The following is a 25,311-nucleotide window of genomic DNA, read 5'->3' as shown; positions in this document are numbered from 1 at the left end:
ACCCTGATGAGCAAGCTCCCCATCCCCGCGCGCACCCATGCGATCGACAAGCCTGCACGGGCCGCCCTCCTCCTGCTGGCCGCCGCGATGGCATTGCCGTGCGCCCCGGTTCGCGGCGAACTGGTCATGAACCGCCCTGCCATCCACTGCAGCCAGTCGAACCAGGCCGGCGGCCCCTGGCGTGAAGTCTCGCCGCTGACCAGTTCCTCGCAGATTGGCGATGTGCTGTTCGAGCGGGGCGCCGGGCTTTTCAACAATTTCCAGCTTGGCTCGGGCGTGGGCGCAGGCGTCCTCCACGAATTGGTTGCGGCGGCGCAGTGGGGTCCCAACGCAGGCGTGGCCGCCGACGGCACGGCGCAGACAAACGTACCCGGCATCGGGCTGCAGGTATCCGTCATGGGCGCGGACGGCATCGAAAGACGGATCAAACCCGGCGCGCTGCCCGTGGTCATGGACAAGCGTCCCGTGTACTACGACACCGCCGGGTCCGCGTCGCAGAAAAACTCCACCGTCACCGAGTACATCCAGCGCCTGGTACTGACCGACGCCGCGGCCAACCTGCCCAGCGGTGAACTGAAAGTGACCGGCGTGGACCCCAACATCACGCTGATGCTCTATGCCGTCAACTACCAGCAGGGCGCGGTGGGCTACGGCGAGGCCATCCAGAACTTTCCCGTCTGGACACCGGGCATTACCGGCGTCTGCGGCAGTCTGCCGTTTTCCTACCAGGGCACCGGCGTCATCGGCATTGGCGGTGGCACGGGGGTAATCGTCCCCAACAAATGCGAGGTCGGCGCCTACCGGACGATCCCAGTCTCGCTGGGAGACCTGCCCCTCTCGCTCTTCGATACACCGGGAGCCACCTCGCCAGCCAAGGAATTTTCCATCGTGCTGACCCAATGCAGCGCCTCGGCCAAGCCGACCATTACTTTTGCCGACAAGTACGGCCCCAACACCGATCCCCATGTGCTGAACCTGAAGCCCGGCTCCGAAGCCGCCGAGGGCATAGGCATTGCCATGATCAACGATACCGGCAAAGTCCCGGTCCGCTTCGGCGCCGCGTATGACATGCAGCGCGTCGGCGACCAGGCCGTGCTGATGCTGCGAGCCCACTATCTCCGCACGGCGCCGGTCGACGGAGCGGTCAAGGCCGGCATCGCCGATGGCAGCGCGGAGTTCACCTTCGAGTTTCCCTGAGGCCAGGGCGCCTCATGCCAACAGGGCCACGGACGCGCGCGTCCATGGCCCTGTTCATGCACTGTCGATCAACGCTCGACAATCCCGTAGTTCAAGCCCACCGGCGGCGCCAGGGATGCCAGCCCCAACGTGCTGTTGGCGCGCAGCACGCCGTAGTTCGCGCCGGCCAGGCCGCCGTAGGTATGCTGAAGAGAGTTCACGAAATTCACCTTGCCGCTCGCGCTGGAATAGGAGATTTCGCCCTGGTTCAACCCAGCAATGCCCCCCAGCAGGGCGCGGCTCGCGCCACCCACTTCGCCCGAGGAAGAGGACTGCCGGATCTCTCCCATGTCGCCGTTCTCTCCCACCATGCCACCGGCACGGCTGTTGACGCCGCCGTAGACATTGCCATTGGCCATCGCCGAAACGATCAGGCCCTGATTGGCGCCGACCAGCCCCCCGACCGCACTGCCCTGCCCCGCTGTCACGTTGCCGCTGGCGTTGACCGTGCCCAGCGTGCCGGTGTTGTAGCCGACCAGTCCCCCGCTGTACCCATAGTGTCCGCCAGCAACCTTGCCGCGGGCGACCGAGGCTTCTATCGTGCCGCTGTTATAGCCAGCCAGACCGCCCGCCCGGCCTCCATTCCGGTTGTAGCCGGCCTTGACCTCGCCACCCGCCTCCGCCGTATCGATGCGTCCATCGTTGGCGCCGACCAGGCCGCCCACATTGACGCCATAGGCGGCCGTCACATCGCCTGCGGCCTTGACGTCCAGCAGCAAGCCGCCGGCGCTGTTGCGCCCTGCGAGGCCGCCGGTGGAGCCGCCGCCCTCGGCACTGACGCCACCTTCGGCGGCCGAGCCTGAAATGGCCCCGCTATTCAACCCCACCAGGCCGCCGGTGTACGCATCGCTGCCGTTCTGCACCCGTCCGGTCGCAAGCGAGCGTTCGATGTCGCCGCCCAGATTGCTGCCCACCAGCCCGCCCACATTGTGGCCAGCTCCCGTGGCCTGCGTGCTCGCATGACTGGAGGCATCCGCGATCAGGCCGCGGTTCACGCCAACCAGACCGCCCATGCCGCCCAGCTCATCGCGCTGCATCGCTCCCGATACGACATTGCGCGAGACGCTGCGCGTAATGACGCCGCGGCTCGTCGCGGAATTCAGGTTTTCACCTGCCAGCCCGCCTATGGCGATCGTGTGCGAACCTGCATATACGCTGCCTGCGACGGTGGCGCGGTCGATACTGCCGCCGGCGTTGGTGCCCACCAGGCCGCCCACCACGTTACGGTGATACGAACTGCCCTTCACGTGCATCCCGGACGTGGATACGTTGACGATCTGGCCCGAGTTGCGGCCCACCAGCGCGCCCACCGACATGGATGCCGCGCCGGTGGCAGGCGCATTGACAGCCATCGACGCCAGGTTGACATTGCTGATGCTGCCGGACGAGGCGGCGAACAAGCCCACGTTGGGACCGGCGCCGCTGACCGAATAGCCGCTGAGCGTATTGCCCAGACCGTCGAAGACGCCTGAAAAGATGCCATGCGGACCGCCTATGGCCTGGATCGAGCCGCGTCCGCTCAGGTTGTTGCCCAGCACGTACAGGCCGCTCAGGTTGCGGTCGATGTCCTGCAGTTGGGCGAGGTTCTGGATCACCGCGTAACGCTGGCCATGGGCGCTGAACGATGCGCCTGCGCCGGACAGCGTGATCACCGCCCCTTCGCCCAGCACATGACCTCCCGGCGCCTGCAAGGACAAGGCGCCATTGATGCCGGTAATGGCAGTCTTGCCGTTAAGCGCGATTTCTCCGCCGGCGGACATGGCGATGGCGACGTTCTGGCCGGTTGCGGCCAGGTCTGCGTTGACCGTGATATCACCCGCCGCAACCAAGCCTAGCGTGTTGCCGCTGTGCCAAGCGATCGGGCCATTGAGCGCGACGTCGCCCGCAGCGCCTTCCAGCACGATGTTGGTGGCCGCGAGATTGCTGGCGACGGTGTCCGCGTGCACCGTGACGTTTGCCGCGGTGGCGTTCTCGCCCACCGTCACCCCTGCCGACGCGATGCGCCAGGTGCCGCTATCGCCGTTCAATGCCCGCGTGTCGACCTCAGTGCCAAGCCGCACGGCCACCTGCTGCCCCCGCATCTCCACCTCGCCGCCGTTGCCTGGCGAGGCAAGCGCGCTGGCATTCAGCTTGCCCGCAGCCACCACCACGCCGGCGCCTCCGCCGTCCAACGTAATCTTGCCGCCTTGACCCTGCAGCGTCTTCGCTTCGATGATGCCCTGGCTGTTGACCACCGTGCGCAAGGCCGCTCCCGCGGCGCTGGCCGTCATCAGGACCTGCCCGCCGTCGGCGCTCAGCATGCCGCCATTCTCGGCCAGGGCGGACAGCGCGGCGCCATCCATCCGCAAATCGAGCAAGCCGTTGCCGTCGAAGTTCACAGTGAACTCTGCGCCGGCTGCCAGCGCGATCCGCCCCAGCCGCGCCTGGATCACACCCTGATTGCTGACCTTGGCGCCCAGCAGCGCGACGCTGCCGCGGTCGCGCGCGGCAATCACGCCCTGGTTCAATACGGAGGCCTCCGATGGCCCGGCGAAGCGATAGTTGCCCGCGTTGAAATCGGCGTCGGAAAGCTGCTTGGTCGACGCTACCAGTCCGCCCACGTTGACCTCCGCGCCCCTGCCGAAGACGATGCCGTTGGGGTTGACGAGGAAAACCTGGCCATTTGCGTCCATGCGTCCCAGGATCGAACTTGGCGACAGGCCGTTCACCCGGTTCAGCGCGATGGATCCGACGCCAGGCTGGTTGAAGGCGACACGTTCGTCGGCGCCGATACTGAAGCTGTTCCAATCGATGATCAGCTTTTGCGTGTGCTGATTGATCGACACCTGTTTCTGGTCCAGCGTGGTGTGGATATCGCCTATGCCATTGCCGGCCGCGATCGTCCCTCCCGTCGGCGCAGCATGTGCGCCAGACAGGCCCGCCAGCCCGATCAGGGCCAGCGCGGCAACGTGACCACGCCTGCCGCCGCCGCATTTTCCATGGCGGCGCGCCGACTCGCGCGCCACGCTCCAACTTTGTCTGGCCTCGTTCCATACCAATGCATATGTCTTGTTCATGATTGCCTCGCGAGAATGGCGCATCCGCCGCCACGGCAGACTGCGCCGGTTGAGAAAACTGCGCGCGTGATGCGCCTGCGTCAGAAGTAGCGCGACGCCTGGAACCACAAGCGGGGCTCGCGGTCCGCTTCCGTCGCGGGTAGCTGCCGGCCCATCGGCCAGGCGATGCTCAGGTTCACCTGATGGTTGGCGCCGTACTGCGTGATGCCGAATCCCGCCGCACTCAGGTCGTTGCGGTTGCCTCCCCGCGTCCAGCGCTGTTTGCTCAGGCGCACGCTGCCGCGGTCCGCAAAGGCGCTCGCCTGCCACCCGGGAACCATTTGGTAGCGCAATTCGACGCCGGCCAGCCAGCCCTCGTCGCCGCTGGCCGCGCCCAGCGGATAGGCGCGTACGCCATAGGGTCCGCCCAGGCTGAATTTCTCGGAACTGTCCAGGTTCTTCGACGCCCATTGCGCGTCCAGCCGCGCATAAAGCTGCAGGCGGCCCACGAGCTGCTGCAGTCGGCTGGCCGAAAGATTGGTCTTGGCGAACCCGCCCGCAGTGCGCACGGTCAGACGGTCCTCGCGCTCGGCTTGCGAATCGCCCAGGCGCAGTCGGCCGCGGCCATGCGACAGCTGCAAGATGGTCCTTCCGCCGCCGAGCCATCCGTCCTCGCTGCTGCCAGCCAGGGCCACGGTCCATAGCCCGATACGCTTGCTGCTGCTTACGTCGAAGAGATCCATGCTGTCGACCAGACGCTTGCGCTCGTGCTGCAATTGCAGGCGCAAGCTGGCGCGGCGCGTGCGCACCAAGGGCTGCTGGATGAACACGGTCGACACGTCGGCGCGGCCGTGCGCACCCAGGGGTTCGAAACGCCTGCCGAGTTCGTACCGCATGCTGGACATGCCAATGCCGACGCGCGTGGACCAGGAGCCAAGGGGAAGCTGATAGCCGGCGTTGTAGTAGCGCTGACCGCCATCGCTCCCCAACAGTCGCAGATTGAGCTGGTCGCCCAGGCGCAGGGGGTTGTTGACGCCGATGCTTCCGCTCAGCCGGTATTCGCCGGTGTAGTAGCCGCCGAAATTGTCCGCGTCCACGCTGCCGAAGACGAGCGGTCCCGCCTCGGCATCCACCAGCAGGCTGGTGCTGCCGGTTTCGGCGCCGGGCCGCAGCGTTCCCTTCACCGCCACGCCGGGCAGCTCGCTGAGCAACAGCAGCGCGCGCTCCAGCTCACGGGCCTGCACTGCATCCCCCGGACGCAGAACGGAGAGCGGCTGTTCCAGCACAGCATCGCGGATCCGCGAGCGGTTTCGCAGACCGATCTCGCCATAGCTGCCCTCCAGCACGGCGATGCGCAGGACGCCCGCATCGATGTCTTGCGGCGGCAGGTAGGCGCGCGCCAGCACATAGCCCCGATCATGGTAGTAAGCGGTGACGCGATCAGCGGCCAGGCGCAAGTCCGGAAACGTCAGCGCCGTGCCCGCCAGATCGGCCAGCAGCGCCCGCAGCGTCGCGTCGTCAACGGCGCGGTTGCCTTCGAAGCGGAACTCGAGCACCTTGACGGCGGGGCCTGTGGCCGCTTCGCCGGACGCGGCTGCGGGCGGCTGCGGTTCGGGCAATTGCACCTCCGGAGCCGAGCCACCCGGGGGCATGGCGGGCAAGACCGATTGCAGGTCGCGCATGGCGCGCCCCGCATCCGGGATCTGCGCCCGCGAGACGTCCGCACACAACGCCATGACCAGCCCGGCGGCCAGCGCAGCCATCCGATGGCGCGCGTTCTCCCCTGTCATCTCCCGCCCCCTGCTCTCTGCCTTTTTTCACGGGAAGCGTTTGCCCCCGGGCCGGCTGCCGCTCCTGCCAAGCCGGGCGATTCTCGTCCTGCCGGCAGAATACGGAGCGGACGGGCGTGGAACTGTGGGAAGACTACGAAATCGGAGTCGTACTACTACGATTCGGCAGTCGCCTGCCGCGGAGTTGGGGGTGGCGGCGGCTGCGACGAGCGCCGCACTTTAGTACTCCTCCTATTCTTTGGCGAGGACGCCGTCGGTAATATGGCGGCACGCGGCATCGCCACAGCAGCCGCGCACATACAGCGTTTCAAACGCCTGCTTGCGAAACTTGGCGGCAATCGCCATGGACGCACGGCAGTTCCGCAGCAGGCTCTGGATGAACGGGGAAAGAAACATGTCACACGGCCGCATCCGCGTCATCATTGCCGACGACCATCCCATCGTGTCCCTGGGCGTGAGCCACGAGCTCGCGCGAGATCCGGCCATCGAAGTGATCGGCTGCGCCAGGAACTCCACGGACCTGGTGGCCCTGCTTGAAACTCAACCGTGCGACGCGGTGGTCTCGGACTACGCGATGCCGGGCGGCAAGCACGGCGACGGGCTGGGGCTCATCGGATTTTTGCGGCGGCGCTTCCCGGCGCTGCGAGTGGCCGTGCTCACCATGGTCGAGCATCCCACGCTGCTGCGGGCGCTGCTGGCCGAAAAGAACCTGTGCATCCTCAGCAAGGCAGATTCAACGCGCCATATCGCCGAAGCGATACACGCGATGAGCCGCGGCCGGACCTACTATTCGCCGACGGTGAAGGACATGATCATCCGCGAATCCCTCTCGCCGCAACAGCCGCGGTTGACGCGGCGAGAGGCAGAGATCATCCGTCTGTTTTGCGCGGGCGCCACCATCACCGAGATATCGCGTATTTCCAGCCGCAGCGTGCAGACGGTCAGCTCACAGAAGCGCAGCGCGATGAGGAAGCTGGGCATCGAACGCGACGCGGACCTGGTCCGGTACGGCTGCGCCGCCCTGCCGATGGCCGATATGACGCCACCCGACGTGAAGGGCGAGAAAGCGGCCTGAGTCTCCAGCGGCACCAGTGCTTGCCCCTTGTTCAATGTCGACACGCTGGACGCGACCAGACCCGAGTGGCAGCCGCTTGATCCATGTCAAAGCCGCTGGCAAGCCTTTGCGCCAAACGGGCCGGAATAATGTTCAAGTAGCTGCGCCCGCCCCCAGAAACCCGCAGCGCCCGCCTATCCGAGACGGCATGCCGGCGCCGCCTGACACCCATCCTCCCGCGCCTTGATTCGACTACGCCACCGCCTGAGCCCCTCGCGGCTCGACACCGTGACGCGCTTTCGCCGCTATCAGCGCTGGCAGAGCCTGGGCGGCGGCGTGCTGATCACGGTCGCGGTGCTGCTGACCTTCGCCCTGGAAGCCAAGACCACCGCCGAAAAATATCTGGAGTACGTGCGCCAATCGTTCGTGGCCGAACACGCCGTGCTCATGAAGGAAATCTATACGCGCGAGAACGCCTTCCGGATCAGCCTGGCAAGCGCGGAGCTGATGTGGCGGGAAGCGGCGCCCTTTGACGCGGCCCAGATCGCAAAGTACCGCAGCCGGGGCGAAGAACTGCTGGTGGAGGCCGACGAGGATTCCCGCTCTCAATGGATATTGGGTTCGGGCGGCGGCCGGGTGACGAACGCTGCGACAGGAAAGTTCTTCAATCTGGCCGAGCAGATCGGACGCGTTCCCTCAGGCGGGCCCGCGGCCCATGACAACTCGCTGGCCTCGTTCTTCTTTGGGGTCAATGGCAGCATCGCCGGCCTGGTCCCTGCCCCCGAAGCAGCGGTCCGCCAGAGGATCCTGGCGGACCGCGACCGCTACCTCGCCCTGCTGACCGGCGAAGTCAGCCGGCGCATGCTGATCGCGACCGATGCCGGCACCGACACATGGCGCTCCTTGCGCTGGATCCCTCCCGTCGCTAATCCGATCACGGGCAAGCAGGTCTTCCGCATCGGTGGAACCATACTGGACAAGGGCGTGCCGGTCGCCGTGCTGGTGACGGAGTATTCCCCCCTGCAACCCGGCGCCTCGCAGGCGGCAAACCGGCAGGCGGGCGACTTCGCCATCATGTCCGCCAGCGGCCAACTCATCGCTGCGTCGCCGGGCGGCGGTGCCGGCGACGCGCAGGAAACCGCTCCGGCCGCCGACCTCGCCGACATCCCTGCCGGAACGCGCCAGGAAAGAACGCGCTCTGGCCAGTTCTCGATTTCAGAAGGATTGGGCCCGACGGGCTGGGTGCTGGTCTTCACGCTGGACTGGAGCAGCATCGTCAATGCCATCAGCGCACAGCTGACCACGCCCGCGACCATGACCGCAACCACGCTGGCGTTGATATGGGCGCTGCTGCTCTACTTCGAGCTGCGCGTGGTCCGGCCCTTGATGAACCGTTCCAGGCTGGCGCTGGAGAGCGAGCATCTCAACCGCACGCTCATCGAGACGGCTCCCGTGGGCCTGGGTCTGATCGACGCTGCCAGCGGCAGTCCGCTGTTGCACAGCCCGGCCATGGAGAAGATGACCGCGCGCGTGGGCGTGGGAAAATTCAGCCTTTCGGCAGAGCTGGCCAATCGTTATCGGCGGCGCGCCGGCACGGCCGCAGGCAGGCGCGATACGGATGTGGTGGAGGAAGACCTCTCGTTCGTTGCCTGCGATGGCACTCCCGTCACCTTGTCGGTCAGCATGGCAGGCGCACGCTACCGCGGATCTAACGTGGTCGTGGCTGCGTTCATCGACGTCACCGAAAAATATCAGCTGGCCCACCGCCTGCGTGAAGCCAAGGCCGCCGCGGACCGCGGCAATGCCGCCAAGTCGGCCTTCCTGGCGGCGATGAGCCATGAAATACGCACGCCGTTGCACGCCATCCTGGGACACCTTGAGCTGCTCTCGCGCTCGCGCCTGGCGCCAATCCAGCGCAACCATCTCGAAACCGTGCGGGTGTCGTCGGGATTGCTGCTGGCCACGATCAGCGACGTGCTGGACTTCTCCAAGATCGAGGCCGGCGAACTGAGCCTGGAGCAGACGGAGTTCGACCTGCTCGAAGTCGCCTCGCACGCCCTATCCATGTTCGCGCCCCAGGCCCAGGCCAAAGGACTGGCCTTGCTCGGCGATCTGGGCGCTGCGCTCAGGCAGCCCATGCGAGGGGATGCCACCCGGCTGGGACAAGTGATCCACAACCTGCTCTCCAATGCCATCAAGTTCACCGACCACGGCAAGGTGGTGCTGCGTACCCGCACCGACGCGGCCCGCATCGCCGTCGAGGTGGAGGACACCGGCATGGGCATGACGGAAGAACAGACTCGGAGTGTCTTTCGCGCTTTCAGCCAGGCCGACGCGACCATAGGCCGGCGCTATGGCGGCACGGGCCTGGGGCTGACCCTGTGTTGCCGGTTGGTCGAGGCAATGGGCGGCTCCCTGTCCGTGCGCAGCGAACCTGGAAGCGGCAGCCTGTTCGCGTTCTCCTTGCCGCTGGGCATTGAAAACACCGAGGCCGACAGGCCATGGTTCGCCGGCGAGCAGGTGTTGCTGCTGGCCGCGCGCGACAACTGCCGTCACGGCCTGGAAGCCGTCCTGCGAACCTGGGGACTGCGCGTCACCGCCCGCCGCCATCCATCCGAACTGGACGAGGACACGCTGGACGAAGCGACGGTCCTCATCATCTGGGGCGACAAGACGGACTGGCAGCCGGAGGACGAAGACAGGTTGCTGGACCAATCTTCATGGGTGATCGATTGCGGCATGCTTGGACCCGCCACGCCGCAGGACACGGGACGCAAGCTCAGCGTTTCGATGTACGGATTGCATGGCCTGGCCTCGGCCTTGCGGCATGTGCTGCAGGACGCGCCCCTGTCCACCGCGGCCCCCGCGCCCGCGCCGCGGCATTCGACCCGCTCGTTGCGGGTGCTGGTGGCCGAAGACAACGCCGCCAACCGCGGCCTGTTCGAAGAACAGTTCAAGCTGCTGGGCTGCGAAGTCGATCTGGCGGAGGGAGGTGCGCAGGCTTGCGCACTGCTGGCAGCGCACCGCTATGACGTGCTGGTCACCGATCTCGCGATGCCCGGCGTAGACGGCTACGCGCTGGCCCGACAGGCCCGATCCATGCGGCCGGACATGCCCGTCATCGCCGCCACGGCCTGCGTGACGAAACACGAGCGGCAGCGCTGCAATGAAGCCGGCATCGCGCGGGTGCTGACCAAGCCCCTGCCGCTGACAGAACTCGAACACGCCTTGCTGGACGTCTGCGGGCAAGCCGGCCGCGGCCCGCAACAGGCCCCGGCAGCGGCCGATAACGGTCCGCAAGCCTTGACCGGTGGACGCGCCTTCCCCCCGGCGCTGCTGCGCACGCTGGAGCAATCTTGCGCGCAGTCCCTGGACACCATCAAACGCGCTGCCATCGACGAAGACAGCGGCAGCCTGCGCGGCGAACTGCACGCCTTGCGTGGCATGCTGGCCATTTTCCGCCTGCCCGCGCTGGCCGAACAGTGCGCTCAGCTCGATACCCGCCTGAACCAGCCAGGCGTGCGCGGGTCGGCGGACGCGGTGGCGCTCATCTGCGACGACGTGCTCGCCGCAGTGAAAAGCGCCCTGGGCAAGCCTGCCGGCCAACCGACCACCGAACAGGCTTGACCGTCCGGTTTGCGCCGCAGGTTCAAGCGATACCCGATGCCGGCACGCGCGCCGGCAACTGGTCCGCAGGCCGGGTTGCGAGCATGGCGGCCAGTTCCCGCCGTTTCGCGGCATGACCCGGATCGTCGAAGAGATTGTCCATCTCGTCCGGATCTTCGGCCAGGCAATACATCTCGCCCGCGCCGCTGCCCAGTTCGACGGTCAGCTTCCAGTCGCGCGTGCGCACAGTGCGCAGCTTCAGCTCCACGCCGCAGCGCGATGCCGCCACGTCCCATTCGCTCAAGGCGAACTCGCGGGTGGCATCCCCGCCTTCCAGCAACGGACGCAAGCTGCGGCCGTGTTGCGGCCCCAGGGCCGATGCGCCGGCGTAGTCGCAGAAGGTCGCAGCAAGGTCCAGCGTGGAAACCGGGTCTTCCACCTTTCTCCCGGCCGCGATGCCGGGGCCGCTGGCCACCATGGCCACGCGCAGCAGGCCTTCATACGGCATGGGACCCTTGAGCATCAGTCCGTGGTCGCCCAGCCATTCGCCATGATCCGAGGTGAAGATGACGATGGTGTCCTGGTCCAGCCCGTATTCGCTCAGCGCCTTCATGATGCGCCCCACCTGATGGTCCACCAGCGAGATCATGCCGTAGTAGTTGGCGATGATCCGGCGCAGCGCCTCGTCTGATTGGGTCGGCATGCGCGAAAAATTCTGCCGTACCGCCTGCACTTCGGCATTGCCCATGGGCTTGCTTTCCATGCTGGCCCTGTGCCACCAGGGCCGGCGATCGTAGTCGGTGACGCGATGGCGCGGCAGATCGACCTCGTCGGGATGATGCAGGCGCGACCAGGGCTCGGGGCAATCGAAAGGGTGATGAGGATCGGGAAACGATGCCCACAGGCAGAACGGCTGATTGCGATGCTCGCGCAAATAATCGATGGTGCGATCGCCGATCCAGGCGGAGTTGTGCCAGGCCGCCGGCAAAGCGGAATGGAAGGTCTGCGGCGCGCCGCAGGCCGGGCCCAGGTCGGTCCCATACAGCTGGTTGCGCAGTTCGCCCAACCCGTCGCCGTAGTGCCAGCGCGAATGATTCAGGCCGCCGGGCAAAGGCGTGGGCAGCCAATAGTTGTGGCCTTCCACCACCAGCTCCACATGCTTGAAGCCCATGTAGGGCCCCGCCCAGCCCGGTCCCATGCCCGCCTCGCTGTACTGGCATTCGGGCCGTCCCGTGGCCTGGAAGGTGTGGTGCGTGGAGAAATGCGCCTTGCCGATGAAGCCCGTGTCGTAGCCGGCAGCGGCCAGGCTGCCGGCAAAGCCCGCCTCGCCGGTACGCAGGTCCAGGTCTATGCCGTTGTCGCAGACGCCATGCGTCAACGGCAGCAGGCCGGTCAGCATGGAGGCGCGCGAAGGCTGGCAGACGACGTTGGGCGTGATGCAGGCCGCGAAATGCGTGCCAGTGCGCGCCAGCAGATCAATGTGCGGCGTCTTGACCCGGCGTCCCGCAAAGCCCAGGCAGTCGCCGCGATGCTGGTCGGTCGTGATGAGAAGAATGTTGGGGCGTTTCATTGCTGCTTGCTGGTGGCGGTCTTGATGTCGGAAAGCACGGGCGCGAGCACACGGATGTCATGGGCGATGCGTTCGCTCAAGCCCAGCCCGTCCTGGTCGCCCACGATCATGCCCTGGGCCTGCATCTTGTCCCGGACCTCGGGACTCTTCAGGACAGCGGCGACGGCGCGCTGCAAATCGGCCAGCACCGGAGCGGGCGTCTGCGCCGGCGCGAACAGTCCGAACCAGCTGTAGAACGTGAAGTCCTTCACTGCGTCCTTCACCATCGGCAGGTCGGGCGCGCCCGCGATGGGCGCGGCTCCCGCGTTGGCCAGCCCCTGCACCTTGCCGGCCTTGATCTGCGGCACGGCCGTGCTGGCGACGATGAACATCAGGTCGACCTGGCTGCCCATCACGCCGACAAAGCCCTGGGGCGCGGCCTTGTACGGCACGTGCTTGAGCGAGATGCCAGCGGCATGCTCGAACAACGCCATCGCCAGATGATGGGTGGAACCCGGACCGCCGCTGGCGTAGGTAATGGAGTCGGGCCGGGCGCGCGCCTGCTCCAGCAGTTCACGCAAGGACTTGAACGGCGCCGTGGGCGCCGCCACCAACACATACTGCAGGGTCGCCAGCGTCGCGACGGGCGCGAAGTCCTCGGCACGATACGGCACGTCCTGCATCAGGTAAGGCACCGCCGTGAACGAGGCGTCCGGCCCCAACAGCAGCGTGTAGCCGTCGGGCTTGGCGCGTGCCACCGCCTGGGAACCGATGACGCCGGCGCCACCGGCGCGGTTTTCCACGATGACCGGAACGTTCCATTGTTTGGACATTTCCGCAGCGACCAGACGCCCGACCACATCGGCCGCGCCGCCGGGCACCGAGGGCACGACCAGCGTGACGGGGCGGTCCGGATAAGCCGCGGCGGCCGCCTGGGGAACGGCCAGAGGTACGGCCAGACTCAGGGCGGCCAGGGCGCCGCGCACAAGTTTCAGCATGATTGTCTCCATCCCGCGGCTCGCCTCATTCGCGGGCGGCTCGCTGGCAATCATCATCGGCCAGCCCATCATTCCAGTCCAATGATATATTTTTCACTTTCCATATCAGAGTTGATATGTGGAGATGAACCCTCCCGACACCATCGCTCCCCTGCAGCAAGACTGGTATCTGCGTGGCCGGCTGCGTCTGCGCCACCTGCAACTCATGCTATTGCTGGACGAAGTCCACAACGTCGGCGTGGCGGCGCAACGCATGGCCACCACCCAGCCTGCGGTGTCGCGCATGCTCGCGGAACTGGAGGACATGCTGGGCGCCCGGCTGTTCGACCGGACCCCGAAGGGCACCTTCCCCACGCCCCATGGCGACTCCCTGATCCGTCACGCCCGCTGGGTGCTGGGTGACCTGGAACGCATGAGCGGCGAATGGTCCGCCGCGCCCGGCCTCGACGCGGAAACCATCCATGTCGGCGTCAACTCGGCGGCGGCGGCCTACCTGGTGCCGCGCGCGCTGCTGCGTTTCGAGCAACAGGCGGCCAATGTCAATGTGCTGGTGCGCGAGGGTTCACTGGAAGCGCTGATGCCAGACCTGCACACCCGCAAGCTGGACCTGCTGGTGGCGCGCATGGGCGCCGCCGTGCGCACGCCCGATACCCTGACGCAAGTGCTGTACGAAGAGCCGATGTGCGTATGCGCGCGCAGCGGACATCCGCTGGCGGACGTGGCCCAGGTCTCCTGGGCGCAACTGGCGGCCTATCCGTGGATCATGCCGCCGCGCGGCAGCCCGGCGCGCATCGGCCTGGACATGCTGCTGCAGCGTCACGGCCAGTACCCGCCGTCGCGCATCGAATCGGCCTCGGCCCTGAACAATATGATGCTGATGGCCAGCAGCGACCTGCTGTCGCTGCTGCCCCGTTGCGTCGCACGCCACCCGGCCGGCAGCGGCGGCGTTGCCGTTCTGGATATCGAGCTGCCTCCCGTATTCGGCCCGCTGGGCATCGTGCGGCACCACAGCCTGGATTTGTCGCCGCGGATGCGGGATTTGATCGAGTGCCTGCGGGCCGAGGCGGCTGACGCGGCGGCGCCACGCTGAACACCTGCGGGACGCGTCGCGCGCGTCCCGCATGACGCGCTAGCTCGCGCGGCGCGCGGTCAGCCATTGCGCGGGCTTGAGCGCCTTATCCACGATGCGTATCTCGCCGATGCTGCCGAAGAAGCCGTCGGCGCGTTCGCCGTCCCACGAACCCGCTCCGATCACCCAGGGCATGTCGGCGGCCAGCGTCGCCAGGCCCGGCGCATTGCTGACGTTGCGCAATACCGGCGCGCCCTCGATGTACAGAATGGTCTCGTGCGTGTCGGCGTCGTTGACCACCGCGACGTGGAACCATTTGTCCGCGATGATCTCGCCCGACCAGTTGGTCTTGCCGCCGCGCTCACCCGCCACGACCGGCACGATTTCCCACTGGATCTCGCGCAAGCTGGACACTGCGAAGATCAAGGGCGGGGATTCCGGGTCGCCGCCATTGAACCCGGCCAGATCGCCGCGCTTGCCGTCGCGCGTCATCACGTTCATCCAGGCGTGCTTCTGCGCGCTCCAGTCCCGGTCGATCTTCAGGAACGCCTCGACCGTGTAGCCGTTGGGCACCGTGGCGCCGTTGATCGCCGCAGTGGCTTCGGTGGTGAAGTAACTCATGCGCGCGGTGTTCTTATCGGTGTTCAGGAACCGCACTGAACCGGGCGCGGCGGACAGGTAATGGTGATCGTCCGACCACAGCAGGTCGCCTTCCTGCGCGCCCGCCACGCCGTCTATGTTGAGCGCCGCGCGGCGGATCGGATTCAGGCCGGTCAGATCCGCGACGGTCTCGCCCACCTTGACGGACAGGCCGGCCTGCCCGCCGAAGAAGCGCCAGTGCGCCAGCGTCCCCGCCACCAGCGGGTAGTCGTTGACGTCCGCGGCCGGCTTCTGTTCGACGGTCGTGGGATCCGTGTAGTTGGCCAGGATCAGCGCCGAGGCCTGTTCGACCAGCGAGGTATGCGAGGGCGCCGCCGCCTTGAACGTCTTGTTGAAGCCGGAGAAGCGGCTGGCGAAGTCCATCTTGATGGTGAACTGCTCGTTGGGCGCGGTCAGCACCGCCTGGTCAAATGCGTTGAGCGTGTCCTTGGGCTTCTGCGGCACCCAGGGCGAGAAAGACAGCACGCGGATCTCGTTGTTGCCCAGATCGAATTCGTACAGACGCATCAGGCCGTTGCCGCCCTGGTAGGCCATCTGGTAATCCACCACCATCTCCTCCACCGCGTTGCCATAGGCGTTGGTCTTGGTCAGGCGGGTGGCGCCGTGGTAGTGGCCGTTGAGCGTCATGAAGATCTGATCGTTGTCGCGGATCAGCTTGTCCCACAGCATCTTGCCGTAGGGCACTTCCAGCGGGCTGACGCCATCCTTGTCGATGTTCAGCAGCTGGTGGTTGATCAGAATGGCGGGCAGCGTGGGATTGGCGCGCAGCACCTGGTTGGCCCAGGCCAGCGCGTCATTCGATGCGCGCCAGGACAGCGACAGCACCAGGAACTTCTGCCCTTCGGCCTCGAACACGTGGTACTCGTGAAAGCCGCTGGCATCGCGGCCGCCGAAGGTGGCCTGCTGCTTGGCGCGCGTGACGCTGAAATGCTGCAGGTAGGGTTCCTTGGCCAGGTCGCGCTGCGCGTCGGTATTGGCCGACTGGCTGCTCTCGTCGACATAGTCGCGGTCGACGATCACGTCGTGGTTGCCCGCCAGGATCGAGTACGGCACCTTGGCGTCTTCCAGCACCTTCATCGCGGCGCTGGCCACCTTCCACTGGTCGGGCTTGCCCTGCTGGTCGACCACATCGCCCAGATGGACCAGGAAGGGAATGTTGAGCGCCTTGGCGTGCTCGGCCACCCAGCGCGTCTGCGCCTGGTAGGGCTCGCTGCCGTACTTGCGCATGAACTGCTGGTTCTCGGCGTCGGTCGCGTAGCGAGAATAGAACTGCGTATCCGGCAGCACCGCCAGCGCAAAGCTCGACACCAGGGCCGGCTGAGGCTTGCCCGTGCCGCCATCGCCGTCATCATCATCGTCATCGTCGCCGCCGCCATTGCAGCCGCTGAGCAGGAAACTGCCGCCCATGGGCAACAGCGTCACGCCCAAGCCGGCGCGCAGCAAGCTGCGCCGCCGGTTGTCGGGCGCCTGCGGCAAGGCATCCGCCGCCTGCTCCACGATCTGCGTATCACCCTGGCCGTGCTTGCTGTCCTTCGTCATCTCTGCTGCCTGTTCGAAAAAGGCGGGAGTCTAGAGACGCGGAATGACGGCGGGATGACTGGAGGCCGCCCAGCGACTCATGCGGGCGGTATTCGTTGTAATCGACTAGCCAACGTTCAGTGATTGCTTGGACCTGCTGAAACATTAAATAAAACGTAGCCTGACACATTGAATCAAACTTGTCTTAGGCCAAAGTCAAGACGGTGCCGTCGATCGACGGCCGGATTTCGAAGGTGATTTGGGCGTCCGTTAAACGTAGTCTGACTCGTTAAATTTCGGTCTGGCGTCATAGAGGCGCGCGACCTGGCCAACCGCGTCTTGAGCGTGGTTCAGGTTCTAGCCACGAGTATTGGAGAAAGTAAATTCAATCATCGCTGATAAAAAACCAGGAATACTCTTTCATATAGTTCCCCCTCGCCACCTCCGAGTTCACTATATAAACAACAAATGCGCAAAAATCCAGCTCTTTGCCCTCTGGCTGGGCGATGCTTTGCAGCGTATCGCCGGCCTGGATCCGGTACGAGCCCGGACTGGCCGACGGGTTGCTGCCATCGATCGGACGGTAGGCTGGCGAGAAGTCATCCACGCCAGCGCCCGGCCCCGTGGTGCCCAGCAACTCGCCGTTGGCGATCAGCGAGCGCGTGGTCTTGCCATCCTGCACCCGCTGCAGGATCTTGCCGTTGGCGTCGTTGACCAGCGTCTGATTCCTCCTGCTGTCCTTGGAGTCCGTGACCCCAACCAGGTTGCCGTTGACGTCGTCCTGGTATGTGGTCTGGCCCGGATCCAACGCCGTGCTGGTGCCGGACAGCGTCTCCTCGCAATAGCCTTCATAGCGCGCGTGGGTATACGTGTAGGTGTTCGAGTAGGCCGAACCGTCGTACACGTCCATGCGGTACTGCGTGACGTTGCCCGCCTGGTCGTAGCAGGAATACGTCGTCGCGTAGCCGCCGACAGGCCCGCAGAGGTCACTTCACTACTCGTGCAGAATACATTAAGCCGCCGCCCCCCGGCCAGAAAACAAAAGCCCCGACGCCAATACACGGTCGGGGCTTCCTCAAAACAATCGCGTTAAACGTAGTATGACACATTAAATTTTCATTTTCTCGATTAAATTGAAGCGCCTTCTTCACCGCCTGAGGACGAAAAACCGATAAAAATTACATCAGATTTTTAATTTTTCCTCGAATAAAAATCTGAAATGTTGACGCGATCACGTCTATCTCCATATCAGAAGGATTGATTTCTACAACACTCCAATCGGACACTCTGAATCCAGAGTTGCATCCCGAAAAATCATCACCAAAAATCAGGACTCTTTCCCACTCTGGCGGCAATTTTCCATATATTTCTTCAGAAGGGATCAACCCATCGTACAACATGAATCTCGCATCCCCTAGCTCTCCAGCTCCTACATCCGCGATGAAATTCACATAATCCTGAGGAATTTTATCTAGCGTCGGAACAATGGGTCGCATTTTTCTCAGCTTATCAAATGGAGTGCCACTCCCCTTCAAACTCACGAGATCGTCATATGTACCCATTTATTCTTCCTCTATCATTTTTGAAAAAATTGCTTTTCTGAGCTACGCGACCGATGGATACCCCCCTGATGCTGATCTGGATACCTAGCAGGGTGTATATTCCACCAGCCATTTGGCCCGCCATAGCTACTTTCTATAATATGATGCGCATCGAAGGGCTGGCCAACACTGCGCGACAACACCCCCGCCTTTGAAAAGAGAACTTGGACTGCACGCCAATCGCCATGCCTACACCTTGGCTGACAATGCTGCCCATTGCCCCTGCGGCCAATCCGATGCCGACAGCCGCCAATCCAGACACTGCCGAGGCGCCTGTCAAAACGGCAGCTCCCGCCGCCATCGTGGCGCCGAAACCGCTTGCCGCGCCAGCAACGACAGGCGCCATCGCCCCCGCCGTAAACACCGTCGCCACCACCGCCCCCCGAATCCGCTTGCGGCACCGGCATCGTCGGCTACGTGTCGCCCAGCAGCTTGCCCGGGTCGTATGGCTTGAAGGTCTTGTAGTCGTTGTGGTTGCCCGACACCCGGTTCGGGATCATCACGTTAAGCCCTGAAGGTGATCAGTACGAGCGCCAACTTCAGAGCCCTCGACGCCAGCATCGCGAGCAACTGCCGCAAAGCGTCGGCCGGCGTGCGTGCGCTCAGCAGGTACGACAGAACCGGCGCCCGCCGCGCCATCCGCCGACAACCAGATCTCGGATGTGATTTTGTTGTTCGCTAAACGTAGTCTGACACGTCAAATTTTTCCTGGCGAGCCAACACTCCCTACGGCGCGCCTCAAGCTTTGCCGCGAATAACCGTTAATAACCATGGGCGGCTGGCGCCGCGCGTCAGGCATCCAAGGTAGATCCTCCCACCGCGGGTCCGCGAAAAGAGGATGGTGCATTAACAACGAAAGGCAACTGATGAAGACAGCATGGCGAGCAGCGATGGCAATGATCGGCGTTGCCATATTGACCTCGGGATGCGCCCCGAAGAGCCCGTATCTGCCCAAGGAATACGATCCTGCGGTGAGCGCAAGGTTGCGGATCTATTTCGGCACTCAAACCACCATCATCCTGAATCGCACTTGCCAGGATGACATGCGTTCGTACAGCTTCGAAGCCAACGATCCCTTGGTCCGGGGATTCAGCAATACGGTGATCGGCATGCCCATGCCCGATATCGACGAGGAATACTATTCCGAATATGTCGTCACCGCGGGAATTCCGATCGACATCTACTCGCGCGGCGGCGGATCGACCCATCCCGACGCCATAGGCATGTCCATGTACCGCCGTCCCTTCGGCGAAGCGATCAGTGCAGTTCTGGAGCCGGGAAAAGATTACGAGACGCTCTACCAGCATCCCCATACCGTCTTGCGTGAGCTTGTCGTAGTAGACGGAGTGGTACGGACTAGGCCCGTCCCGGTAAAGAAGGCGGTGAAATGCGACAACATCAAGGTCGAGCCACCCAAACCTCTGCCCATGGGCGGAAATTCCTAAGCAAGCACCGCGCAGCCCAAAACAAAAAAGACCCAATGGCCATTTGGCTAAAGGGTCTTCTGTCGGGTGTGACCACAAATTAGTGGTCGGGGCGAGAGGATTCGAACCTCCGACTCCTGCGTCCCGAACGCAGTACTCTACCAGGCTGAGCTACGCCCCGGTTACTTCAACTTCCTTGGCTTGGTTGCGCTCAGTGCAGCCAGGCCATCTTTCGCTTTCACTATCAACCGCCACGTTTCAGGCTACCGGGTTTCCCCACCTGGGTTACCCCAGATTTTTCGCCTAATTCGCTTAGCGATCTCTGTTCACCGCGAAAGCGCAGAATTCTAACAGAGATTTTTGAAAAGGGGAAATGGGGTAAGCAGAAAGTGCTTTTCGGGCCAGATCCGCTTCGGCCACGGCGGCCTGGCGGGCGTGTTCCAGGGCATCGGTAGCCTGGATGGCGGCGGCCACGGCGGCGAAGTCGGCGTCGCCGGTCTTGATGGCGTCGCGGATCAATTGCTGCTGTTCCGGCGTGCCCACTTCCATCACGCGGATCAGCGGCAGCGTGGGCTTGCCCTCGCGCAAGTCGTCGCCCACGTTCTTGCCCAGGGCGGCGGCGTCGCCGCTGTAGTCCAGCACGTCATCCACCAGCTGGAAGGCGGTGCCCACGTGGCGGCCATAGGCGGCCGCGGCGGCTTCCTGCTCGGGGGTGGCGCCCGCCAGCACGGCGCCCACCTGGGCGGCGGCCTCGAACAGCTTGGCGGTCTTGTAGCGCACCACTTGCAGATAGCGCTCCTGCGAGACGTCCGGATCATGCACGTTCAGCAGTTGCAGCACCTCGCCCTCGGCGATCACGGTGGTGGCTTCGGACAGGATGCTCATGACGCGCATCGAGTTCGCTTCCACCATCATCTCGAAGGAGCGCGAATACAGGTAGTCGCCCACCAGCACGCTGGCGGCGTTACCGAAGACCGCGTTGGCGGTTTCACGCCCGCGGCGCAGGTCGGATTCGTCGACCACGTCGTCGTGCAGCAGGGTCGCGGTGTGGATGAACTCAACCACGGCGGCCAGCAGCTGGTGGTGCGTGCCCTCGTAGCCCAGCGCGCGCGCCACCATCAGTACCATGGCCGGGCGCATGCGCTTGCCGCCCGCGCCTATGATGTAGTCGCCGATCGTGCGGATCAGGACCACCTCGGAATTCAGCCGCTCGCGGATGACCGCGTCGACGGCTTTCATATCGTCTGCAATGGGGGCAACAAGCTCGGGGAGATTCAAGACGTATCCGGGAGAGTGAAACGAGCCGCGGCGTGAACGCGCGCCGGCTCTTACCGCTGGGCCCGCCGCAGACGGCGGGAGGATTCGACCAAGGATTATACGGGGAGTGACGGACGCGAGCCGTCATCCTGGCGGAATCGCCGGCAGGGGTGGCGCCCCGGAGCGCGCCCCTGCCCGGCGCCGTCCTGCGGCGGATCAGGCGCCTTGCCTCGGCAGGCCGCGCGCGGCCAGGCTGGCGTAAAGTGCGCGCACCCCGAAGGTCCAGGGCTCGATCTCGGTGGCCAGACGCACTTCGTTGACCAGCGCGCCCAGGCGCTCGGACGCGATCACGACGCGGTCGCCCAGCTTGTGGGTGAAGCCGGTGCCCGGGCCCATGCGGTCCTGGGTGGGCGAGAACATGGTGCCCAGGAACAGCATGAAGCCGTCCGGGTACTGATGATGCTTGCCGCAGGCCTGGCGCGCCAGGTCCAGCGGATCGCGGCTGATCTCGCGCATGTGGCTCACGCCGTCCAGCACGAAGCCGTCCAGGCCCTCGATGCGCAAGGACACATCGGCCTGGCGCACGCTGTCCAGGCTGAAGTCCCCGTCGAACAGGCGAATGAAGGGACCGATGGCGCAAGAGCCGTTGTTGTCCTTGGCCTTGGTCAGCAACAAGGCGCTGCGGCCTTCGATGTCGCGCAGGTTGACGTCGTTGCCCAACGTGGCGCCAACGACCTCGCCGCGACTGTCCACCGCCAGCACGATCTCGGGTTCGGGATTGTTCCAGCGGGATTCGGGCAGCACGCCGATATGCGCACCCGTCCCCACCGACGCCATGGGCGGCGCCTTGGAGAAAATCTCGGCGTCCGGACCTATGCCCACCTCCAGGTATTGCGACCACTGGCCGCGCTCGGTCAGCTCGGCCTTCAGTTTGGCAGCTTCGGGCGAGCCCGGCCGCAGGCGGGACAGGTCCGAGCCGATCAGCGCCTGCATGCGGACGCGGATTTCCTCGGCGCGGCTGGCATCGCCGCCGGCCTCTTCCTCGATCATGCGTTCCAGCAGGCTGATGGCGAAGGTGACGCCCGCCGCCTTGACGGGCTGCAAGTCGCAAGGCGCCAGCAGGCGCAAGCCCTCCCGGCCTGCCAGGCTGGCTGCCATCAGGGCATGCACATCGCCCAGCGACTCGCCGGCGGCGCTGGCGGCGAGCGCCACGCGGTCGGGACGGTCCAGCAGGTCCGCCATGGTGGACGCGGCCGCCGTGATGTCGATCACCTCGCCGCGGCGCACCGCCACGACGCTGGGACCATGCCCCGGCCTCCACACCCGCCCCACCAGCAACGCCTGTTCCAGATCGACGGGCAGCGCCTTTGCTTGGTCCATGAGTCTCCTCGCCTTGTTCGAATGATGTGCGGGGCAGTCTAGGAGACTTCCATTATCATGTCCAACATCATGAATTTATGTCCAATATGTTGGACAAATAGAGCATGGCAACCGTACACGACGTCCCCGCCATCCGCCGCACGCACGACATCCTGCAAGTGCTGGCCGGCCGCAACACGCCGGTCAAGGCATCCGAACTGGCCGAATCCTGCCAGCTCGCCCGCAGCACCCTCTATCTGCTGCTGGATTGCCTGGAACAGCGCCGCTGGATCGAGCGCCGTGATGGCGGCTACGTCATCGGCATCGAACTGATGGCGCTGGGCCATGCCTATCTGCGCCAGGACGGGCTGCAGGCGGCGTTCCAGGCTGCCGCGGGCGCTTTCGTGGCGCGGCACAACGAAGTGGTGCAACTGGCGACGCTGGATGGCTTCGACGTGGTCTACCTGGCCCGCGAAGACGCGCGCCGCCCGGTGCGACTGGTGTCGGACCTGGGCCTGCGCCTGCCGGCGCACGCCTGCGCGCTGGGCAAGGCGTTGCTGGCCAGCCTGCCGCCCGAAGACCTGGCCGCCCGCGTGCCGGATACGCTGCCGCGCGTCACCGAGCGCAGCCTCGCCACCCGCGCCGCGCTCGATCAGGAACTGGCCCAGGTGCGCAGCACAGGCCTCGCGCAGGATCTGGAGGAAGTGGCGACAGGCCTGGTCTGCTATGCCGCCTACGTGGGCATGACGCCGCAGGGCAAGCGGGTGGCCGTCAGCACGTCGATCCCCACCGACCGGCTGGACGAGACGCACCGCCATGACGTCATTGCGGGCATCCGCCTCGTGGCGCGGGACATCGCCCTGCGGGTGATCCCCGGCGCTTGAAGCGCGCATGCGACACCTAAGCCCTTAGCCTGCAACGGCTTTTTGACTTTCTGAAAGTCCCGGGCTAATATTCCGGATTCGGTCAGCAATGCCCGAATTACGTCGGTTGCATTTGCGTCACCCCTCTGGGTGCCAAGGAAGGTTCTACTTTCCCAGGCATCAAGGCCTTTCCCTCTCTTGCCAGGCTCTGGCGCCAGGAGAAGAAAGCGCCCGCCAGAGCGGCAATCCCGCCCAGCAGGGCAGGCAGCGCAGATGAACCCATTTACCTATTTAAGGAATCCCCCATGTACGCGGTCGTAAAAACCGGTGGCAAGCAGTATCGCGTTGCCGCTGGCGAAAAACTCAAGATAGAACAGATACCGGCAGACATTGGGCAAGAAATCACCCTGGACCAAGTGCTGTCCGTGGGCGAAGGCGACCAACTGAAAGTTGGCACGCCCCTCGTCTCCGGCGCCGTGGTCAAGGCAACGGTTCTTGCGCAAGGCCGCCACGACAAGGTCAAGATCTTCAAGATGCGCCGTCGCAAGCACTACCAGAAGCGTCAGGGCCACCGTCAGAACTACACCGAAATCCGCATCGAAGCCATCACGGCTTAAGAAGCGACTCGGTACCACTTAGCAGGAGCTAAACATGGCACAGAAAAAGGGCGGCGGCTCTACGCGGAACGGACGCGACTCAGAATCGAAGCGTCTGGGCGTCAAGGCATTCGGCGGCGAATTGATTCCCGCTGGTTCGATCATCGTGCGTCAGCGCGGCACGCGCTTCCACGCTGGCGTCAACGTCGGCATGGGCAAGGATCACACCCTGTTCGCGCTGATCGACGGCAAGGTTCAATTCGGCTTCAAGGGCGCGTTGAACAAGCAGACCGTTTCGATCGTCGCTGCCGAGTAATCGGACCAGCACGGTCAGCAACGCGGTTCGCCGCGTTCCAGAACGGCAAAAGCCCTGTCGCATGCGGCAGGGCTTTTTTGTTTTAAGCTTTTCCAGATTTCGGGCAGCAGCCGGACGGTTCCGGCCCCTGCCTCCCGGCGGCGCCGAATGACGGCCCCGCCCCACTCCTTACCACTACACGCGCGGACATCATGAAATTCGTAGACGAAGCCACCATCGAAGTCGTCGCCGGCAAAGGCGGCAATGGCGTGGCGAGCTTTCGCCGCGAAAAATTCATTCCCAGAGGCGGCCCGGACGGCGGCGACGGCGGACGCGGCGGCACCATCTACGCCGTGGCAGACCGCAACATCAACACGCTGATCGACTACCGCTATGCGCGCCTGCACCGCGCCAAGAACGGCGAAAACGGCCGCGGCTCGGACCAGTACGGCGCGGCCGCTCCGGACATCACGCTGCGCGTGCCGGTGGGCACCATCATCCATGACGCCGACACCGGCGAAATCCTGTTCGACCTCAACCAGCACGACCAGAAGGTGGTGCTGGCCGCAGGCGGCCAGGGCGGCATGGGCAATATCCATTTCAAGTCGAGCGTGAACCGCGCGCCCCGCCAGTGGACGCCCGGCAAGGAAGGCGAACACCGCTACCTGCGCATGGAACTGAAGGTGCTGGCGGACGTGGGCCTGCTGGGCCTGCCCAACGCCGGCAAGTCCACGCTGATCACGCGCATTTCCAATGCCAAGCCGAAGATCGCGGACTACCCCTTCACCACGCTGCACCCCAACCTGGGCGTGGTGCGCACCTCGCCGTCGCGCAGCTTCGTTGTGGCCGACATTCCCGGCCTGATCGAAGGCGCCTCCGAAGGCGCCGGCCTGGGCCACCTGTTCCTGCGCCACCTGGCGCGCACCCGCGTGCTGCTGCATCTGGTGGACGTCTCCACGCCCGACCCGGACGCGGATCCGGTCGAGCAGGCCGTGGTCGACGCGCGCGCCATCGTCGAGGAACTGCGCCGCTACGATCCGGAACTGGCCGCCAAGCCGCGCTGGCTGGTCCTGAACAAGCTGGACATGGTGCCCGATCCCGAGGACACCAAGCGCCGCTTCCTTGAACTCTACGACTGGAAGGGCCCGGTGTTCGGCATTTCCGGCCTGTCGGGCGAAGGCACGCAAGACCTGATCTATGCGCTGCAGGACTACCTGGACGCCGAACGCGAAAAGGAACACCTGTCGCAAGACCAGGCCGAAGAGAACTATGTCGCGCCGGACCCGCGCTTCGACGACAAGCGCTCGACCGCCGACCAGCGCCCCGCGCCGCGCGGCGACGACGAATAAGCCATAATCGCAGTCCTTACGATTACGCCTTTTTCTCGCCGCAGCCGGCCGC

General features: G+C 65.0%; 19 protein-coding genes and 1 tRNA gene. 9 read left to right on the top strand and 11 right to left on the bottom strand.

Going from position 1 to position 25,311, the window contains the following annotated elements:
• Positions 1 to 6 precede the first annotated feature (6 nt).
• Positions 7 to 1,197, top strand: a complete 1,191-nt coding sequence (locus tag HV793_RS09690) for a fimbrial protein (RefSeq protein WP_054457693.1) — start codon at positions 7 to 9, stop codon at positions 1,195 to 1,197.
• A gap of 68 nt (positions 1,198 to 1,265) precedes the next feature.
• Here HV793_RS09690 and HV793_RS09685 read toward each other — a convergent pair whose 3' ends face one another.
• Both HV793_RS09685 and HV793_RS09680 read right to left on the bottom strand, forming a co-directional pair.
• Positions 1,266 to 4,292, bottom strand: coding sequence for a two-partner secretion domain-containing protein (locus HV793_RS09685; protein ID WP_175213054.1), 3,027 nt, complete (start codon positions 4,290 to 4,292; stop codon positions 1,266 to 1,268).
• Positions 4,293 to 4,372: 80 nt separating this feature from the next.
• Entirely contained in the window at positions 4,373 to 6,061 is a 1,689-nt protein-coding gene (locus tag HV793_RS09680) for a ShlB/FhaC/HecB family hemolysin secretion/activation protein (protein ID WP_175213053.1), read from the bottom strand.
• Positions 6,062 to 6,404: 343 nt separating this feature from the next.
• Here HV793_RS09680 and HV793_RS09675 point away from each other — a divergent pair, with 343 nt between their 5' ends.
• Together HV793_RS09675 and HV793_RS09670 are read left to right on the top strand one after the other, a co-directional pair.
• Positions 6,405 to 7,136: a response regulator gene (locus HV793_RS09675; protein ID WP_306650739.1), complete on the top strand. Its 732-nt coding sequence runs from the start codon at positions 6,405 to 6,407 to the stop codon at positions 7,134 to 7,136.
• A gap of 222 nt (positions 7,137 to 7,358) precedes the next feature.
• Positions 7,359 to 10,742, top strand: coding sequence for a hybrid sensor histidine kinase/response regulator (locus tag HV793_RS09670; protein ID WP_175213052.1), 3,384 nt, complete (start codon positions 7,359 to 7,361; stop codon positions 10,740 to 10,742).
• Positions 10,743 to 10,764: 22 nt separating this feature from the next.
• Here HV793_RS09670 and HV793_RS09665 read toward each other — a convergent pair whose 3' ends face one another.
• Together HV793_RS09665 and HV793_RS09660 are read right to left on the bottom strand one after the other, a co-directional pair.
• On the bottom strand, positions 10,765 to 12,291 hold the full coding sequence (locus HV793_RS09665; protein WP_175213051.1) for a sulfatase-like hydrolase/transferase: 1,527 nt from the start codon (positions 12,289 to 12,291) through the stop codon (positions 10,765 to 10,767).
• Entirely contained in the window at positions 12,288 to 13,268 is a 981-nt protein-coding gene (locus HV793_RS09660; protein WP_175213050.1) for a Bug family tripartite tricarboxylate transporter substrate binding protein, read from the bottom strand. Before HV793_RS09660 ends, HV793_RS09665 begins: the two co-directional genes overlap by 4 nt.
• Positions 13,269 to 13,392: 124 nt before the next feature.
• Between HV793_RS09660 and HV793_RS09655 the strand changes: the two genes are divergently transcribed.
• Positions 13,393 to 14,358 (top strand): LysR family transcriptional regulator, encoded by a 966-nt coding sequence (locus tag HV793_RS09655; protein ID WP_175213049.1) that lies wholly within the window; start codon positions 13,393 to 13,395, stop codon positions 14,356 to 14,358.
• Positions 14,359 to 14,397: 39 nt separating this feature from the next.
• On the opposite strand, the gene HV793_RS09650 is transcribed toward HV793_RS09655, so the two are convergent.
• The 4 genes from HV793_RS09650 to HV793_RS09635 form a co-directional block, all read right to left on the bottom strand.
• Entirely contained in the window at positions 14,398 to 16,536 is a 2,139-nt protein-coding gene (locus HV793_RS09650) for a laminin G domain-containing metallophosphoesterase family protein (protein WP_175213048.1), read from the bottom strand.
• Positions 16,505 to 16,681, bottom strand: coding sequence for an integrase core domain-containing protein (locus HV793_RS31080; protein ID WP_225591445.1), 177 nt, complete (start codon positions 16,679 to 16,681; stop codon positions 16,505 to 16,507). Before HV793_RS31080 ends, HV793_RS09650 begins: the two co-directional genes overlap by 32 nt.
• A gap of 219 nt (positions 16,682 to 16,900) precedes the next feature.
• The gene (locus HV793_RS09640) at positions 16,901 to 17,425 is read right to left on the bottom strand and encodes a hypothetical protein (protein ID WP_175213047.1); all 525 of its coding nucleotides are present in this window, start codon (positions 17,423 to 17,425) and stop codon (positions 16,901 to 16,903) included.
• A gap of 268 nt (positions 17,426 to 17,693) precedes the next feature.
• On the bottom strand, positions 17,694 to 18,077 hold the full coding sequence (locus tag HV793_RS09635; RefSeq protein ID WP_175213046.1) for an SMI1/KNR4 family protein: 384 nt from the start codon (positions 18,075 to 18,077) through the stop codon (positions 17,694 to 17,696).
• Positions 18,078 to 18,982: 905 nt separating this feature from the next.
• On the opposite strand from HV793_RS09635, the gene HV793_RS09630 reads away from it, so the two are divergent.
• Positions 18,983 to 19,561 carry a hypothetical protein gene (locus HV793_RS09630; RefSeq protein WP_175213045.1) on the top strand — a complete coding sequence of 193 codons (579 nt, stop codon included), beginning with the start codon at positions 18,983 to 18,985 and terminating at the stop codon, positions 19,559 to 19,561.
• An 83-nt stretch (positions 19,562 to 19,644) separates the two neighbouring features.
• Here HV793_RS09630 and HV793_RS09625 read toward each other — a convergent pair.
• From HV793_RS09625 to HV793_RS09615, 3 genes are all read right to left on the bottom strand, one after another.
• Positions 19,645 to 19,721, bottom strand: a tRNA-Pro gene (locus tag HV793_RS09625).
• 131 nt (positions 19,722 to 19,852) lie between these two features.
• Positions 19,853 to 20,818, bottom strand: a complete 966-nt coding sequence (gene ispB, locus HV793_RS09620; RefSeq protein WP_054457702.1) for an octaprenyl diphosphate synthase — start codon at positions 20,816 to 20,818, stop codon at positions 19,853 to 19,855.
• A 195-nt stretch (positions 20,819 to 21,013) separates the two neighbouring features.
• Positions 21,014 to 22,177: a fumarylacetoacetate hydrolase family protein gene (locus HV793_RS09615; protein ID WP_054457703.1), complete on the bottom strand. Its 1,164-nt coding sequence runs from the start codon at positions 22,175 to 22,177 to the stop codon at positions 21,014 to 21,016.
• 104 nt (positions 22,178 to 22,281) lie between these two features.
• Between HV793_RS09615 and HV793_RS09610 the strand changes: the two genes are divergently transcribed.
• The 4 genes from HV793_RS09610 to obgE all read left to right on the top strand — a co-directional run bounded on the left by HV793_RS09610 (position 22,282) and on the right by obgE (position 25,259).
• The gene (locus HV793_RS09610; RefSeq protein ID WP_054457704.1) at positions 22,282 to 23,040 is read left to right on the top strand and encodes an IclR family transcriptional regulator; all 759 of its coding nucleotides are present in this window, start codon (positions 22,282 to 22,284) and stop codon (positions 23,038 to 23,040) included.
• Between the two features lie 284 nt (positions 23,041 to 23,324).
• A complete protein-coding gene (gene rplU / locus HV793_RS09605; protein WP_006216228.1) occupies positions 23,325 to 23,636 on the top strand; it encodes a 50S ribosomal protein L21 in 312 nt (103 codons plus the stop codon).
• Between the two features lie 34 nt (positions 23,637 to 23,670).
• On the top strand, positions 23,671 to 23,931 hold the full coding sequence (gene rpmA / locus HV793_RS09600) for a 50S ribosomal protein L27 (protein WP_006216229.1): 261 nt from the start codon (positions 23,671 to 23,673) through the stop codon (positions 23,929 to 23,931).
• Between the two features lie 191 nt (positions 23,932 to 24,122).
• Entirely contained in the window at positions 24,123 to 25,259 is a 1,137-nt protein-coding gene (gene obgE, locus HV793_RS09595) for a GTPase ObgE (protein ID WP_054457705.1), read from the top strand.
• Positions 25,260 to 25,311: the final 52 nt, after the last annotated feature.

It is taken from the genome of Achromobacter aegrifaciens, from assembly GCF_902859965.1.
In the GTDB taxonomy this organism is placed as follows: Bacteria; Pseudomonadota; Gammaproteobacteria; order Burkholderiales; family Burkholderiaceae_B; genus Achromobacter; species Achromobacter aegrifaciens.
This window is presented reverse-complemented; position numbering and strand designations above follow the sequence as displayed.